This is a genomic window from Pseudomonas sp. AGC41 (assembly GCF_057334555.1).
In genome coordinates this window covers 10,228-24,296 of the sequence record NZ_JBHFJB010000157.1, presented here as the reverse complement: position 1 = coordinate 24,296, position 14,069 = coordinate 10,228, and the positions used below count along the sequence as shown (strand labels likewise).

The following is a 14,069-nucleotide window of genomic DNA, read 5'->3' as shown; positions in this document are numbered from 1 at the left end:
CCCCCCCCCGCCACAAGGGCTTTCGGTTACTACAGGATTCAGAAATCCAGGCTGACCCCCACGCTCACCCCTTGCTGGGTGAAATCATCATCCTTGCGCAACGTATAACCGCCCCGCAGCGCCAGGTCGCTGGTCAACTTGTGGCTGACTCCCAGGCTCAGGCGATTGAGGTGGCTTTGTGGCGTATAGCCCTCCAGCGTGAAGTCATTGGCCGGCAAGCTGTTGAGGGCAATGTTCACCTTTTGCGTATCGTCTTCATACTCGCGCTCGTGGGCATACTCCCCGTACACCTGGGTCTGGCGGGTAAAGTTGTATTTGCCCTGCAAGCCGATGCCCAGGCGTTTTGAATCGCGGGTCTGGTCGTCGAAAGTCAGCGCCGTGGAGCGGCTGCCCTGTTCCGAGTAACCATCGACCTCGACTTTCGCATAATCGGCGCTGACAAACGGTGACAGGTGCCATTGGCTGCCCGGCCGGGCAATGTCATAGCCTACGCGTGTGCTGAATGCCCAGAGATGACCGTCGGTATCGCCTTTCTCCTGCGCCTGGCTGACGCCCAGGTCGAATTTGCGCTCCAGGTTGTCGTAGTCGAGCTTGCCGCCGGTCAGCGCGGCGTCGGCCCACCAGCGGTTCTGCTGGAACTGGGCGAACACGGTGGCCAGGTAGCTGTTGAGCTTGTAGTTCGAATCGTTGCGGCCTGCGTCCATGTCCTGGCGGTACAGGCCGGCGGCCACGCCGATGCGCCAGGCTTCGTTGAGACGGTAACTGCCGCCGATATTCAGGTTGTAGCCGCTGCCATCGGCGCTGGCGCCGCTGCCTTGGCTATCGATATCCAGATGCTGACCACCGCCGGCAACGATCGCCCGCCATTGACCTACCGCCTGCCAATCCTCCCAGTCCGATTGCCATTGGCTGCGCAATTCATCCTGATGGGCGCGCAAGGTCGAGTGGGCCATTTCCGGCAGCAAGGTCAATTCCCACGGCGCCGCGAGCAGGGAATAGGCGTAGTCGGCAATCAGCTTCTGCCCGGTTTCGGTGGGGTGAACTGCATCGTTGTAGATCAGCTTGCTCGGATCAGGCGTGGCGCTGTTGATGCCGTAGGTGGGGTTTTCCGTACAGCTGTTGCCGCTGAAGCAAGTGGCAGTGAGGTTCTCGCCGGTGGCAAGGCCGAATCGTCCAGGATCGGCGAAGGTTTCCTGCAGCAATAGCGGAACGTTCAGTGGAATGACCTCGGCATCGATGCCCTGCAACCGTGTGACCAGTTGCTGGTTGAACCGATTGCTGAGCAGCGAGACCGTTCCCTGCAAGGGGGTGCCATTGAGGGCCGGGGTCAGGCCCACGTCCGGCAGCAACCAGACCATCGCATAGCGGGCACCGGCGGTTTGCAGCACTTGTACGCTGTCGGCCAGGCGGTCCGCGGCGGCCTCCGCCTGGGCGAGGCTCAACACTCTGCCTTGAAGAAAATCATTGCCGCCGCCGGAGAGGTAATACAGCGCATTCGGGTCGGCACGCAGGCCATTGGCCGGCAGATAACCGACCCGGCTGCGCTCGCCGGTGGCGGAAATATTGGTGATCGAATCCAGTATCTGGTCGGTACGGTAACCGCCTACAGCCCAGTTGTTGCCGTCCGCCAGCCCTTCGCTGGCACGCACCGCCGAAGTGGACGCGGCGGTTTCATCGGCGGAAAAACCCAGCCGTCCACCGAGCAGTTGGGTCGAGTTTGCGGAATAGACTTCGCCGCTGCCATCCAGGTAAACCGGGCCGGTGCGGTTGGTAAAACGCAAGGTTGAGCCGGGTGGGCCGTCCGAATCGGTGAACTGACCGGCGTCGCTGAGGCTGTCGCCGAACACGATGAAGCTGGAGTAAGGATTGGGGGCGGCAACCGCCTGAGCGCAGGCCATCGTCAGCAGGCAACTGGCGATGGGGACGAATATCGTCTGCTTGATCATGAGAAGGTCCTTTTCAATCTTGTTTTTTAGCGGGAGAAACGAAACGACAGTACCAAAGGGGGCCGACCGTTTGCCACCCAGCCAGGAAGCATAGCGATTGTTTGCGAGCCCTTCGGGTCGGTCTTATTGCGTGCTCCGCCCAGCTAAGTTACTGTGCCGGAACGTATGAACGAGACTTTCCCCGTGTCGATTGTCAGCAAACTTCTGAATCAATTGATCAAGGCTCACGCCCGCTGGCGTTGGCGCGCCTGAACGTTCCATGCCGGCCTCGCCGGACCTGTACCGATTTGCCTTCTTTACCCGTTTGGAAACCGCTTCGCAGGCGCATCACTCGCCTGTCCAGCGCAGCGCCGTGCGGGTCACTCTTCGAAGGCTGCATTCCAAGTCAGTGTATTCAATAGGTTGTTTACGCCATGTTGCTGATGATCGATAACTACGACTCCTTTACTTACAACGTTGTGCAATACCTCGGCGAGCTCGGCTCCGAGGTCAAGGTCGTGCGCAACGATGAGCTGACCATTGCCGAAATCGAGGCTCTCAAGCCCGAACGCATCGTCGTCTCGCCTGGCCCTTGCACGCCGACCGAAGCGGGCATCTCCATCGAGGCCATCAAATATTTCGCCGGCAAGCTGCCGATCCTTGGTGTCTGCCTGGGGCATCAGTCGATCGGCCAGGCGTTCGGTGGCGATGTCGTGCGGGCCCGCCAGGTGATGCACGGCAAGACCAGCCCGGTGTTTCACCAGGACAAAGGCGTGTTCGAGGGCTTGAATCGCCCGCTTACCGTCACCCGCTACCACTCGTTGATCGTCAAGCGCGAAACCCTGCCCGACTGCCTTGAGCTGACCGCCTGGACCCAGCTCGAAGACGGCTCGGTGGACGAAATCATGGGTTTGCGTCACAAGACGTTGAACATCGAGGGTGTGCAATTTCACCCCGAGTCTATCCTCACCGAGCAGGGCCACGAACTGTTCGCCAACTTCCTCAAACAAACCGGCGGCACGCGCTAAGGACTCTCCATGGACATCAAGACAGCCCTGAACCGTATCGTCGGCCAGCTCGACCTGAGCACCGACGAGATGCGCGACGTGATGCGGGAAATCATGACTGGCCAGTGCACGGACGCGCAGATTGGCGCGTTCATGATGGCCATGCGCATGAAGAGCGAGAGCATCGACGAGATTGTCGGTGCGGTGACGACCATGCGCGAGTTGGCGGACAAGGTCGAACTCAAGACTCTCGATGGTGTGGTGGATGTCGTCGGGACCGGTGGTGACGGAGCCAATATCTTCAACGTGTCCACCGCCTCGGCATTTGTCGTTGCGGCGGCCGGCTGCACCGTCGCCAAGCATGGCAATCGTGCGGTGTCGGGCAAGAGCGGCAGCGCCGATCTGCTGGAAGCCGCCGGTATCTACCTCAACCTGACGTCGGTCCAGGTTGCCCGCTGTATCGATAGCGTCGGCATCGGCTTCATGTTTGCCCAGACCCACCACAGCGCCATGAAATATGCCGCGGCGCCGCGTCGCGAGCTGGGCTTGCGCACGCTGTTCAACATGCTCGGCCCGCTTACGAATCCGGCCGGTGTGAAGCATCAAGTAGTCGGCGTGTTCAGCCAGGCGCTGTGCCGGCCATTGGCCGAGGTCCTGCAACGTTTAGGTAGCAAGCACGTGCTGGTCGTGCATTCCAAAGACGGCCTGGATGAATTCAGCCTGGCGGCGCCCACTTTCGTGGCCGAGCTAAAAAATGATCAGATCAGCGAATATTGGGTCGAACCTGAAGACCTCGGCATGAAGAGCCAGAGCCTGCATGGACTGGCGGTGGATGGGCCAGCTCAATCACTCGAGTTGATCCGCGATGCCTTGGGGCGGCGTAAAACCGAGAATGGCCAGAAGGCTGCGGAAATGATCATGCTCAACGCGGGCGCCGCGTTGTATGCCGCCGATCACGCCAGCAGCCTCAAGCAAGGTGTCGAACTCGCGCATGATGCGTTGCACACCGGCCTGGCCCGGGAAAAACTGGAAGAATTGGGCGCGTTTACCGCCGTATTCAAAGTGGAGAATGAAGGATGAGCGTGCCAACGGTTCTGGAAAACATTCTGGCTCGCAAGGCTGAAGAAGTGGCCGAGCGCCGGGCCCGGGTCAGCCTCGCCGAGCTGGAAGGTCTCGCACGTTCGGCAGACGCGCCTCGCGGCTTTGCCCAGGCGCTGATCGACCAGGCGAAGAAAAAGCAGCCTGCGGTCATCGCCGAAATCAAGAAGGCGTCACCCAGCAAAGGTGTGATCCGCGAGGACTTCGTCCCCGCCGACATCGCCAGGAGCTACGAGAAGGGCGGTGCGACCTGCCTTTCGGTGCTCACCGACGTCGATTTTTTCCAAGGTGCCGATGACTATCTCAAGCAGGCGCGGGCGGCGTGCAAGCTGCCGGTGATCCGCAAGGATTTCATGATCGATCCGTACCAGATCGTTGAGGCGCGGGCCTTGGGTGCCGATTGTGTGCTGTTGATCGTTTCCGCCCTGGATGACGTGAAAATGGCCGAGCTGGCAGCAGTCGCGAAAGGTGTGGGCCTGGATGTACTGGTGGAAGTCCACGACGGCGATGAACTGGAACGCGCCCTGAAGACGCTGGATACCAAGCTGGTCGGCGTGAATAACCGCAACCTGCATACCTTTGAAGTCAGCCTGGAAACCACTCTCGACTTGTTGCCGCGAATTCCACGCGATCGCCTGGTCATCACCGAGAGCGGCATTCTCAACCGAGCCGATGTCGAGCTGATGGAAGTCAGCGATGTGTATTCGTTCCTGGTTGGCGAGGCGTTCATGCGGGCCGAAAGCCCGGGTACGGAACTGCAGCGCTTGTTTTTCCCCGAGCGTGGCGTTCCGGTAACCGGCTCGACGCTGGACTGAATCGATGTCTCCAGCCATTGCCCTCACGGTTGAAAGCGGCCTGCAGGCCGAACAGGATCTGCTGGCCAGCGTTTGCGTCGGTGACGCTGAATCCGGCTTGCTGTTCTGGCAGCCCAGCGACCGTGCACTGGTCATGCCGCGTCGCTTGAGTCGCCTGCCAGGTTTTGAACTTGCCTGTGAGGTGTCGGCCACAAGCGGCTGGCCGGTGCTGCTGCGTGAAACCGGTGGCGAGCCAGTGCCTCAATCGGCCGCTACGGTCAATATCGCGCTGGTCTATGCGCCGCCGCGAAGTGAAGGTGACCATGGCCGGATCGAGACTGCTTATCGGCGTCTATGCGACCCGATCTGCCAGTTGCTCGATGAGCTGGGCGGGGTGGCTTCCCTCGGTGAAGTGGAGGGCGCGTTTTGCGATGGGCGCTTCAACGTCAATCTGGACGGCCGGAAAATGGTCGGTACTGCCCAGCGCTGGCGGCAAAGCAAGGGCGGCCAGAGGCCGGTGGGCCTGGTGCATGGCGCCCTATTGCTGGAGGACGAGCGCGAGTCCATGGTCGCGGCGGTCAATCGGTTCAACGAGGCGTGTGGCCTGGAGCCGCGTGTGCGTGCCGAGAGCCATATTGCCCTGCATGAGAAATTCCCGGCGCCCCATGCGCTGGAACGGCTCGAGGCGCTCTACCGGGAACTGTTGAGCAGCTTCTAGCGCGTCCCGAACACGACCATGGTCTTGCCTTTGACGCTGACCAGGTTGCGCTCTTCCAGGTCCTTGAGTACGCGTCCGACCATCTCTCGGGAGCAGCCAACGATGCGGCCGATTTCCTGGCGGGTCACTTTGATCTGCATACCATCCGGATGGGTCATGGCGTCGGGCTGCTTGCACAGTTCCAGCAGGCAGCGGGCGACGCGGCCGGTCACATCGAAGAACGCCAGGTCACCGACTTTGCGCGTGGTATTGCGCAGACGCTGCGCGATTTGTCCGCTGAGGGCATAAAGGATGTCCGGGTCTTGCTGCGACAGCTCTCGGAATTTGCCATAGCTGATTTCCGCCACTTCACATTCGACCTTGGCTCGCACCCAGGCACTGCGCTCTTGCTCCTTGCCCGCCTGCTCGAACAATCCCAGTTCGCCGAAAAAATCCCCGGAGTTGAGGTAGGCGATGATCATTTCCCGGCCGTCGTCGTCCTCGATCAGGATAGTGACGGAGCCCTTGATGATGAAAAACAGCGTATCGGAGCGGTCGCCTGCGCAAATGATGTTGTGCTTGGCGGGGTAGCGGCGACGCTGGCAATGCATCAAGAGTTTGTCGAGGTTCTTGATCTTGGACGTGGGAGTAATGGCAACCATGGTTGTATCCCGAAAGACTGCGCGGTGTGGTGGTTTGGTTATTGGATGAGGGCGAATAGCTATCGCCAAAAGCTGGCCATACGCCAGCGAGATGGCGCAGCTTAACAGAGGCATCCGTAATAGATTCGAGAATTTACCTACCGGCGCCGGTGTAATAGTGGCTTCAGGCATCCGCTGCCATTCAAGGGCGCTGTGCTAAGCTGGCGCCCCCTTTTTTGAACAGTGGAGTCTTGGCGATGAAGGCACGCATCCAATGGGCTGGCGAAGCCATGTTCCTCGGTGAATCAGGCAGTGGTCATGTGGTCGTCATGGACGGCCCACCGGATGCCGGTGGTCGGAACCTGGGTGTCCGGCCAATGGAAATGCTCTTGCTCGGTGTCGGCGGCTGCAGCAACTTCGATGTGGTCAGCATTCTGAAGAAGTCACGCCAGGCCGTCGAAAGTTGCGAAGCGTTCCTTGAAGCCGAGCGCGCGACAGAGGATCCGAAAGTGTTTACCAAGATCCACATGCACTTCGTGGTGAAAGGCCGTGGACTGAAGGAAGCCCAGGTCAAGCGCGCCATCGAGCTGTCCGCCGAGAAATACTGCTCGGCCTCGATCATGCTCGGTGCTGCCGGTGTTGAAATCACTCACGACTATGAAATCATCGAATTGGGTTGAATCGACATCCAACCATCACAAATGCAGTGCAAGCTCTGGCGATCAGAAGCCGACATCTGCATAATGCGCCACTTTTTTCAGGGCAATGATCGGCTCGCGGGCTGATTCATTGCCTGGACAGACAACCAAAATCGCCATCGCGAAGAGGTGTTAACCGTCCTACGCAGGTGCGTCGTTCGCATCTGACGGGCATGCTTGATCACGCGGCCGGGCCGCAATACACAGAGAGTTTTCAAACGGTGAAAAGCAAACTCAAGCTCCATGGGTTCAATAACCTGACAAAGACCTTGAGCTTCAACATCTATGACATCTGCTATGCGGAAACCCCGCAAGACCAGCAGGCCTACGTCGAGTACATCAATAAAGAGTACAACGCCAAGCGCCTCACGCAGATCCTCACGGAAGTTGTCGATATCATTGGTGCCAACATCCTGAACATCGCCAGTCAGGACTATGAACCCCAAGGCGCCAGCGTGACCATTCTGATCTCGGAAGAGCCGGTGACACCGACCGACAGCCAGATCGAAGAGTCCCCGGGCCCGTTGCCTGAAATTATCCTGGCCCACCTCGACAAGAGCCACATCACGGTACATACCTACCCGGAAATCCATCCTGTGGACGGTATCGCAACGTTCCGAGTGGACATCGATGTGTCGACCTGTGGCGTCATTTCACCGCTCAAGGCACTCAACTTCCTGATTCACCAGTTCGACTCCGACATCGTGACCGTGGATTATCGTGTGCGTGGTTTCACACGGGATGTGGAGGGACACAAGCACTTCATTGATCACGAGATCAATTCGATTCAGAACTATCTTTCCGAAGACACTCGCGACGCATATCAGATGACCGACGTGAACGTGTACCAGGAAAACCTGTTCCACACCAAGATGCTGCTCAAGGACTTCGAGCTGGACAACTATCTGTTCGGTGATGCCACCAGCAACCTGTCCGTTGAACAGCGTGGCCAGGTGGAAGAGCGTGTGAAGCACGAAATGCTGGAAATTTTCTACGCGCGCAACATGCCGCGCTGAAGGTCCAGGCTGCACCAAAAAAGGCGACTACCGATGAGGTAGTCGCCTTTTTCAGTTTTGGGAAACCCGGCAGGCCTGTGGGGCTGGCGCCGTTTCGCGGTCAGATCCGATAGGTGCTCTTGGTCATGACCTTCGCCAACAGACTCATGCCGAATTTCACCGGCGCTGGGAAACGAAAACCCCCCGCGTCGAGTGCGCTTTCGGCATGCTGTTCTTCATCCTTGCGCATCTGCTCAAGAATCGCCCGGGACTTTTCATCTTCGGCTGGCAACTGCTCCAGGTGCTCATTCAGGTGCTTGCACACTTGATGTTCGGTTGCCGCGACGAAGCCCAGGCTGACCTTGTCACTGATCAGTCCGGCCACCGCGCCGATGCCGAATGACATCCCGTAGAACAATGGATTGAGGACGCTGGTGTGGCTCCCCAGCTGACGAATGCGTTGCTCACACCAGACGAGGTGGTCGACCTCTTCTTCGGCCGCATGCTCCATCGCCTCGCGCACCTGCGGCAATCTCGCCGTCAGCGCCTGGCCCTGGTACAGAGCCTGGGCGCAAACCTCACCGGTATGGTTGATGCGCATCAGGCCCGCGACATGGCGAGTCTCTTCGTCACTCATCTGTACGTCCGGCTGCACGATTGCCGGCGACGGACGGTACGGCTGGCCACTGAAGGGCAGCAGCGTGCGCATCGCGGTATCGGCTTGCAGCAGCAGACGGTCAATGGGCGAGTAGTGACGTTGGGTAGTCATGCTTACCTCCGGAAAAAATCACGGCAGCCAGTTTAACCCAATCGGCCGCTGAAGATTTGCGCTGGGTCTGCGGTATCAACCCGGTGGCCAGTTCATCTGACGCTGCCCCAGCACGTGCATATGAATGTGATAGACGGTCTGCCCGCCAAGTTCATTGCAGTTCATCACCACGCGGAAGCCTTCCTCACAGCCCAGTTCAAGCGCCAGGCGCTGGGCGGTAAACAGGATATGTCCGGCCAGCCCTTTGTCTCCCTCGGTCAGGTCATTGAGGGTGCGGATCGGTTTTTTCGGAATCACCAGGAAATGCACTGGAGCCTGGGGGGCTATGTCGTGAAAAGCCAGAACCTGATCGTCTTCATAAATGATCCTGGCCGGAATTTCCCGGTTGATGATCTTGGTAAACAAAGTGTCCACAGCTGCTGCTCCGTTGGGTTGTCTGAGGTCGGGTTTATTGAAGGCTGTACCGTCCGGGGAGTTCAGCGTGGACAGTAGGCTTTATTGAACCTGCCGCTGAGAATCCGCACCAGCCAGCGCGGCCCGAGTCGAGGCAGGGCGGCGATCCAGCGATTGCGGCGTCCGGGAATGATAATCGCCCGGTCCCTGTCCAGCGCGCGGACAGCGTACAGCGCAACCTCTTCAGGGCTCATCAGCTTCTTATCGTTGCTGGGCTTCTCGTCCCGTTGCCACCCGGCGAAAAGACCGGTGCGGGTCGGGCCAGGGCAGAGTACCGAGACTTTGATCGCACATTTCTTCAGCTCGATTCGCAGGGCTTCGGAAAAGTGCAATACGTACGCCTTGCTGGCGTGGTAGGTGCTCATCCAGGGGCCCGGCTGGAACGCGGCAATCGACGCGACGTTCAGGATCTGGCCGCCTCCGTGCAGCGCCATGCTGTTGCCTATGGCGTGACAGAGGCGGGTCAGGGCCAGGATATTCACTTCGATGAGGTCTTGCTCGGTCATCCAGTCCTGGCCCAGGAACGGGCCGAAGGTGCCGATGCCGGCGCAGTTGACCAGCAGGTCGATCTGGCGTTCGCCTTCTTCCAGTTCCAGCAGGAAACCTGAAAGCCGCAAGGGCTCGCTCAGGTCGCAAGCCCGGAACAATACTTCCACGCCAAATCGCTGGGTCAGTTCGATCGCAATACTTTCCAGCCGATCACGCTGTCGCGCCACGAGTATCAGGTTGCGCCCGCGCCGGGCCAGTGCTTCAGCCAGGGCCAGGCCGATTCCGCTGGAAGCGCCAGTGATCAGGGCGTAACGGGTCATGCAGTTCTCCATCGCAACAGCCCGCCGCCAATGGACTGGGCTGTCACTGGCATGAAGCGGGCCTATTGTTCCTCTTCTTCCTCGTAGTCTACAGAAGGCGAGGCGGGCTCGGCTGCATCAACGGCTGGTTCTTCGCTGGTCTGGTCACTGTACTCGCTGCTCTCGTAGCTGCTCGAGGCACCGCTATCGAAGTCCTCCTGGAGAGCACCGAAGATGCCGGCGAAGGTGGCCACGAAAATCAGGACGATCATCACCAGCCAAAGCGACGCCAGCAGCTTGACCGCCGTGGTATTGCGCGGCGGTGGCGGGCCGTACTGGTTGGCGCCGGTATTGCCTGGGGCAATGATGAGAATGAACGGGAAGATGCTGCCCACGAATGGCACGAGGTTGATCAACCACAACCACCCCGACCAGCCGAGATCGTGCAGACGCTGAACGTTGAACTGGATACTCACGAACGCGAAGGCAAGCACGACGACTGCAGCGATCAGACCACCGACGACCAACCCGGCTATCGAGTCGGAAGCGAGCAGCCAGTTCGTGGCGACCCAGAAGCCCAGGCCTACCAACGGCAGCATGGCCAGGGTCAGGACCATGGTCCAGGCCAGGTAGCGCAGGCGTCCGATACGTCCCTCGAAGCTGAAGGGCTTGAGCGTGCCGTACTCGGCGAACGTTTCACCTACTGCTGCCCGTGGAGGTGCATAAGGAGAAACAGGATCGATCACGGAGTCCGGCTGGCGGCCGCCCGGCTGCTCCTGGATTTCGCCGAGATTCAGCTGGATGGACGGTTCGGCTTCGATTCGTGCATCGATGCCGCTTTTATGAAGCGCGTCCAGGTACTGTTGCGCTTCATTCTGGGACAGGTTGTTCTTGAGGGAGACCTTGCGCCCACTGAACAGTCGTTCAATGGCGCTCACATCACTTTTGAACAGTTCGGCGAGGTTGAGCTTGGCGGTAGTGGTATCTACGCCTGGCAGCAGGGCCCCGTCGAATACAATGTTGAAACGGTTTTCGCTCATGCCTGGCATCCTTGTCTTTCTGGTTGGTTTAATTGTGGGTTCAGCGCGGCCACTGGCCGCCAAGTTGTGTCGCTAGGGCTTGCGCCTGCCGGTATTCTTCATCCAGGCGTGCGATCAATTGATCGACGCCGGGCAAATCATTGATGTCACCTACACCCTGGCCGGCGGACCATACAGTCTTCCAGGCCTTGGCTTCATCATTGAGCGGTTTGAGTTTCGCCCCCGCATCCGCCACGCCCTTGCCTTGCAGGGCAGCCAGGTCGAAGCCGGCACTTTCCAGGCTCTGACGCATGAAACTGGCCGGCACCCCTGACACTGCGGGAGTATGCACGATGTCCGCGGCTCTGGATGTGAGCAACATCTCTTTATAAGCGTCGGACGCATGACTTTCCGTTGTGCCGATAAAACGCGTTCCGAAGTAGGCCAGGTCCGCGCCAAGCAATTGCGCAGCCAGAATCTGATGGCCGTGGTTAAGGCATCCTGCAAGCAACAGGGTTTTATCGAAGAACTGCCGGATTTCAGCAATCAGTGCGAATGGGCTCCAGGTTCCTGCGTGCCCACCCGCACCGGCCGCAACGGCAATCAAACCGTCGACGCCCGCTTCGGCGGCCTTTTCGGCATGGCGGCGAGTGGTCACGTCGTGAAATACCAGGCCGCCATAGCCATGAACCGCATCCACCAATTCCTTTACCGCCCCCAGGCTGGTGATGACGATCGGCACCTTGTGTTCGATACAGATTGCCAGGTCGGCCTGGAGTCGCGGGTTGCTGTGATGGACGATCAGATTGACTGCGTAGGGCGCCGGCTTTTCCAAGGTCGCCAAGCCCGCTTCGATTTCCTCCAGCCATGCCTTGAAGCCGCTGCTTTCACGTTGGTTCAACGCCGGGAAACTCCCGACGACACCGTTGCGGCAGCAGGCCAGTACCAGCTGCGGATTGGAAATGAGGAACATCGGTGCGACCACGACAGGCAGCCGCAGACGTTGTTCAAGCAGAGCGGGCAGCGACATTGGAGGTCCCTCTGATCAATGGATGCGGTTGGAATTAGAACGGCCGGACCACGACCAGAATTACAATAGCCAGCAATATCACGACCGGCACTTCATTGAACCAGCGATAAAAGACATGACTGCGGGTGTTTTCGCCACGGGCGAAGCGCTTAACCTGGGCACCGCACATATGGTGATAGCCGATCAGCAAGACGACCAGAGTCAGCTTTGCGTGCATCCAGCCGCCTTGGGTGAAGTAGGCGCTGGCATTGAGGCTGAGCAAGCCGATGCCGAACACCAGCGTGGCGATCATCGCCGGGCCCATGATGCCGCGATACAACTTGCGTTCCATGATGGAGAAGCGTTCCTTGCTGACGCTGTCTTCGCTTTGAGCGTGATAGACGAACAGTCGAGGCAGGTAGAACAGGCCGGCAAACCAGCAGACCATGCTGACAATGTGAAGCGCTTTGAGCCATAGATAGAGCATTTTTGATATTCCCAGGTTCACGGTAGCCTCGATAGTAGAGGTTAGCGCGGCCACACGTCACCTTGGCGGTTGTCGCGGGGCTGCGGGCGCCCTATCATCGACGGCTTTCCAGTGGTTCGTTGAGGGCAGGTTCATGGTCAAGGTCGGTATCGTCGGCGGCACGGGTTACACCGGTGTCGAACTGCTGCGTCTGTTGGCACAGCATCCGCAAGCTGAGGTGGTGGTCATTACCTCCCGATCCGAGGCCGGCCTGGCCGTCGCCGACATGTATCCGAACTTGCGTGGCCATTACGACGGCCTGGCGTTCAGCGTCCCTGACGTCAAGACCCTCGGGGCCTGCGATGTGGTGTTTTTCGCCACCCCCCATGGTGTCGCCCACGCTCTGGCGGGTGAGCTGCTCGCTGCGGGAACCAAGGTCATTGACCTCTCGGCAGACTTCCGTCTGCAGGACGCAGACGAATGGGCCAAGTGGTACGGTCAGCCCCACGGCGCACCGGAACTGCTGGACGAGGCGGTCTACGGCTTGCCGGAAGTCAATCGTGAAAAAATCAGGCAGGCACGGCTGATCGCAGTGCCGGGTTGCTATCCGACCGCGACGCAGTTGGGATTCCTGCCGTTGCTGGAGGCCGGTCTCGCCGATGCGTCGCGCTTGATCGCCGACTGCAAGTCGGGTGTCAGCGGCGCCGGTCGAGGTGCCAGCGTTGGCTCGTTGTACTCCGAAACATCGGAGAGCATGAAGGCGTACGCGGTCAAGGGGCATCGTCATTTGCCGGAGATTCGCCAAGGGTTGCGTCGCGCGGCAGGCAAGGACGTCGGCCTGACGTTCGTGCCGCATCTGACGCCCATGATCCGTGGTATCCATTCCACCCTCTACGCCACCGTGACCGATCGCTCCGTGGATCTGCAGGCGCTGTTCGAGAAGCGTTACGCCGATGAGCCGTTTGTCGACGTGATGCCGGCTGGCAGTCATCCGGAAACCCGCAGTGTCCGCGGCGCGAACGTATGCCGGATCGCTGTGCATCGCCCGCAGGATGGCGACCTGGTCGTGGTCTTGTCGGTAATCGACAACCTGGTCAAGGGCGCTTCCGGCCAAGCGGTACAGAACCTGAACATCCTCTTCGGGCTCGATGAGCGGCTGGGCCTGTCGCACGCTGGGATGTTGCCTTAATTACCAGATGCAGGCGGTAAGCTACGAGCCCGTGGCTTATCGCTTGCGGCTTACAGCTGCTGCGCAAATAGTTGACCAATTTTGTCGGAGAAGCGGATAATGCCCGCCATCACGCATTATGGCGGCGTAAGCGCCGGGAGATATTCAGCATGAGCGTCGAAACCTTCACCCCCACGGCTTTGCAATTCACCCACGGTGCCGCGCACAAGGTGAAGAGCCTGGTCGATGAAGAGGGCAATGATCGTTTGAAGCTGCGCGTGTTCGTGACGGGCGGCGGTTGTTCAGGTTTTCAGTACGGTTTCACTTTCGATGAGGAAGTGGCCGAGGATGACACCATCGTCGAGCGCGAAGGCGTCAGCCTGGTGGTCGATCCGATGAGCTTCCAGTACCTGGCGGGTGCCGAGGTGGATTATCAGGAAGGCCTGGAAGGATCGCGCTTCGTGATCAAGAATCCTAACGCCACCACGACTTGTGGGTGCGGTTCTTCGTTTTCGATCTGATCGCTTCAATAAAAACGCCGC

At 59.4% G+C, this 14,069-nt stretch carries 16 protein-coding genes; 8 read left to right on the top strand and 8 right to left on the bottom strand.

Annotation, left to right across the window (positions count from 1 at the left end; genetic code table 11):
* Window positions 1-38 precede the first annotated feature (38 nt).
* Entirely contained in the window at window positions 39-1,946 is a 1,908-nt protein-coding gene (gene estP, locus ACE04F_RS27180) for an esterase EstP (protein WP_486110637.1), read from the bottom strand.
* Window positions 1,947-2,359: 413 nt separating this feature from the next.
* Between estP and ACE04F_RS27175 the strand changes: the two genes are divergently transcribed.
* From ACE04F_RS27175 to ACE04F_RS27160, 4 genes are read left to right on the top strand one after another with little or no spacing between them, the layout of a single operon-like run.
* Entirely contained in the window at window positions 2,360-2,953 is a 594-nt protein-coding gene (locus tag ACE04F_RS27175) for an aminodeoxychorismate/anthranilate synthase component II (protein WP_486110636.1), read from the top strand.
* 9 nt (window positions 2,954-2,962) lie between these two features.
* Window positions 2,963-4,012 carry an anthranilate phosphoribosyltransferase gene (gene trpD / locus ACE04F_RS27170; RefSeq protein WP_486110635.1) on the top strand — a complete coding sequence of 350 codons (1,050 nt, stop codon included), beginning with the start codon at window positions 2,963-2,965 and terminating at the stop codon, window positions 4,010-4,012.
* Entirely contained in the window at window positions 4,009-4,845 is an 837-nt protein-coding gene (gene trpC / locus ACE04F_RS27165; protein WP_434602003.1) for an indole-3-glycerol phosphate synthase TrpC, read from the top strand. The genes trpD and trpC overlap by 4 nt, the downstream gene beginning before the upstream one ends.
* Before the next feature lie 4 nt (window positions 4,846-4,849).
* A complete protein-coding gene (locus ACE04F_RS27160; protein WP_486110634.1) occupies window positions 4,850-5,542 on the top strand; it encodes a lipoate--protein ligase family protein in 693 nt (230 codons plus the stop codon).
* Here the strand turns inward: ACE04F_RS27160 and crp are convergent.
* Window positions 5,539-6,183, bottom strand: a complete 645-nt coding sequence (crp, locus tag ACE04F_RS27155; RefSeq protein ID WP_305498426.1) for a cAMP-activated global transcriptional regulator CRP — start codon at window positions 6,181-6,183, stop codon at window positions 5,539-5,541. The genes ACE04F_RS27160 and crp overlap by 4 nt on opposite strands.
* Window positions 6,184-6,419: 236 nt before the next feature.
* Here crp and ACE04F_RS27150 point away from each other — a divergent pair, with 236 nt between their 5' ends.
* Together ACE04F_RS27150 and speD are read left to right on the top strand one after the other, a co-directional pair.
* Window positions 6,420-6,842 (top strand): OsmC family protein, encoded by a 423-nt coding sequence (locus tag ACE04F_RS27150; RefSeq protein WP_008061600.1) that lies wholly within the window; start codon window positions 6,420-6,422, stop codon window positions 6,840-6,842.
* A 239-nt stretch (window positions 6,843-7,081) separates the two neighbouring features.
* The gene (gene speD, locus ACE04F_RS27145) at window positions 7,082-7,876 is read left to right on the top strand and encodes an adenosylmethionine decarboxylase (RefSeq protein ID WP_305498428.1); all 795 of its coding nucleotides are present in this window, start codon (window positions 7,082-7,084) and stop codon (window positions 7,874-7,876) included.
* 100 nt (window positions 7,877-7,976) lie between these two features.
* On the opposite strand, the gene coq7 is transcribed toward speD, so the two are convergent.
* From coq7 to hemJ, 6 genes are all read right to left on the bottom strand, one after another.
* The gene (gene coq7, locus ACE04F_RS27140; RefSeq protein ID WP_305498429.1) at window positions 7,977-8,624 is read right to left on the bottom strand and encodes a 2-polyprenyl-3-methyl-6-methoxy-1,4-benzoquinone monooxygenase; all 648 of its coding nucleotides are present in this window, start codon (window positions 8,622-8,624) and stop codon (window positions 7,977-7,979) included.
* 75 nt (window positions 8,625-8,699) lie between these two features.
* Window positions 8,700-9,038 (bottom strand): histidine triad nucleotide-binding protein, encoded by a 339-nt coding sequence (locus ACE04F_RS27135; protein ID WP_486110633.1) that lies wholly within the window; start codon window positions 9,036-9,038, stop codon window positions 8,700-8,702.
* 62 nt (window positions 9,039-9,100) lie between these two features.
* Complete coding sequence (locus ACE04F_RS27130; protein WP_486110632.1) at window positions 9,101-9,886, bottom strand: SDR family NAD(P)-dependent oxidoreductase; 786 nt, start codon at window positions 9,884-9,886, stop codon at window positions 9,101-9,103.
* A 62-nt stretch (window positions 9,887-9,948) separates the two neighbouring features.
* On the bottom strand, window positions 9,949-10,905 hold the full coding sequence (locus ACE04F_RS27125) for a DUF805 domain-containing protein (RefSeq protein WP_486110631.1): 957 nt from the start codon (window positions 10,903-10,905) through the stop codon (window positions 9,949-9,951).
* Window positions 10,906-10,945: 40 nt separating this feature from the next.
* The gene (locus ACE04F_RS27120) at window positions 10,946-11,914 is read right to left on the bottom strand and encodes an NAD(P)H-dependent flavin oxidoreductase (RefSeq protein WP_486110630.1); all 969 of its coding nucleotides are present in this window, start codon (window positions 11,912-11,914) and stop codon (window positions 10,946-10,948) included.
* A 34-nt stretch (window positions 11,915-11,948) separates the two neighbouring features.
* Window positions 11,949-12,380, bottom strand: coding sequence for a protoporphyrinogen oxidase HemJ (gene hemJ, locus ACE04F_RS27115; RefSeq protein ID WP_305498435.1), 432 nt, complete (start codon window positions 12,378-12,380; stop codon window positions 11,949-11,951).
* Window positions 12,381-12,513: 133 nt separating this feature from the next.
* On the opposite strand from hemJ, the gene argC reads away from it, so the two are divergent.
* Both argC and erpA read left to right on the top strand, forming a co-directional pair.
* Complete coding sequence (argC, locus tag ACE04F_RS27110; protein ID WP_305498436.1) at window positions 12,514-13,548, top strand: N-acetyl-gamma-glutamyl-phosphate reductase; 1,035 nt, start codon at window positions 12,514-12,516, stop codon at window positions 13,546-13,548.
* Between the two features lie 149 nt (window positions 13,549-13,697).
* On the top strand, window positions 13,698-14,048 hold the full coding sequence (gene erpA, locus ACE04F_RS27105) for an iron-sulfur cluster insertion protein ErpA (protein ID WP_003177727.1): 351 nt from the start codon (window positions 13,698-13,700) through the stop codon (window positions 14,046-14,048).
* Window positions 14,049-14,069 lie beyond the last annotated feature (21 nt).

What these genes read in the sequence shown, in the direction of transcription:
- erpA (WP_003177727.1), top strand. Translation starts at nt 13,698, where the DNA reads ATGAGCGTCGAAACCTTCACCCCCACGGCTTTGCAATTCACCCACGGT.
- trpD (WP_486110635.1), top strand. Translation starts at nt 2,963, where the DNA reads ATGGACATCAAGACAGCCCTGAACCGTATCGTCGGCCAGCTCGACCTG.
- trpC (WP_434602003.1), top strand. Translation starts at nt 4,009, where the DNA reads ATGAGCGTGCCAACGGTTCTGGAAAACATTCTGGCTCGCAAGGCTGAA.
- ACE04F_RS27130 (WP_486110632.1), bottom strand. Translation starts at nt 9,886, where the DNA reads ATGACCCGTTACGCCCTGATCACTGGCGCTTCCAGCGGAATCGGCCTG.
- ACE04F_RS27160 (WP_486110634.1), top strand. Translation starts at nt 4,850, where the DNA reads ATGTCTCCAGCCATTGCCCTCACGGTTGAAAGCGGCCTGCAGGCCGAA.
- ACE04F_RS27120 (WP_486110630.1), bottom strand. Translation starts at nt 11,914, where the DNA reads ATGTCGCTGCCCGCTCTGCTTGAACAACGTCTGCGGCTGCCTGTCGTG.
- ACE04F_RS27150 (WP_008061600.1), top strand. Translation starts at nt 6,420, where the DNA reads ATGAAGGCACGCATCCAATGGGCTGGCGAAGCCATGTTCCTCGGTGAA.
- coq7 (WP_305498429.1), bottom strand. Translation starts at nt 8,624, where the DNA reads ATGACTACCCAACGTCACTACTCGCCCATTGACCGTCTGCTGCTGCAA.
- crp (WP_305498426.1), bottom strand. Translation starts at nt 6,183, where the DNA reads ATGGTTGCCATTACTCCCACGTCCAAGATCAAGAACCTCGACAAACTC.
- hemJ (WP_305498435.1), bottom strand. Translation starts at nt 12,380, where the DNA reads ATGCTCTATCTATGGCTCAAAGCGCTTCACATTGTCAGCATGGTCTGC.
- estP (WP_486110637.1), bottom strand. Translation starts at nt 1,946, where the DNA reads ATGATCAAGCAGACGATATTCGTCCCCATCGCCAGTTGCCTGCTGACG.
- ACE04F_RS27125 (WP_486110631.1), bottom strand. Translation starts at nt 10,905, where the DNA reads ATGAGCGAAAACCGTTTCAACATTGTATTCGACGGGGCCCTGCTGCCA.
- argC (WP_305498436.1), top strand. Translation starts at nt 12,514, where the DNA reads ATGGTCAAGGTCGGTATCGTCGGCGGCACGGGTTACACCGGTGTCGAA.
- ACE04F_RS27175 (WP_486110636.1), top strand. Translation starts at nt 2,360, where the DNA reads ATGTTGCTGATGATCGATAACTACGACTCCTTTACTTACAACGTTGTG.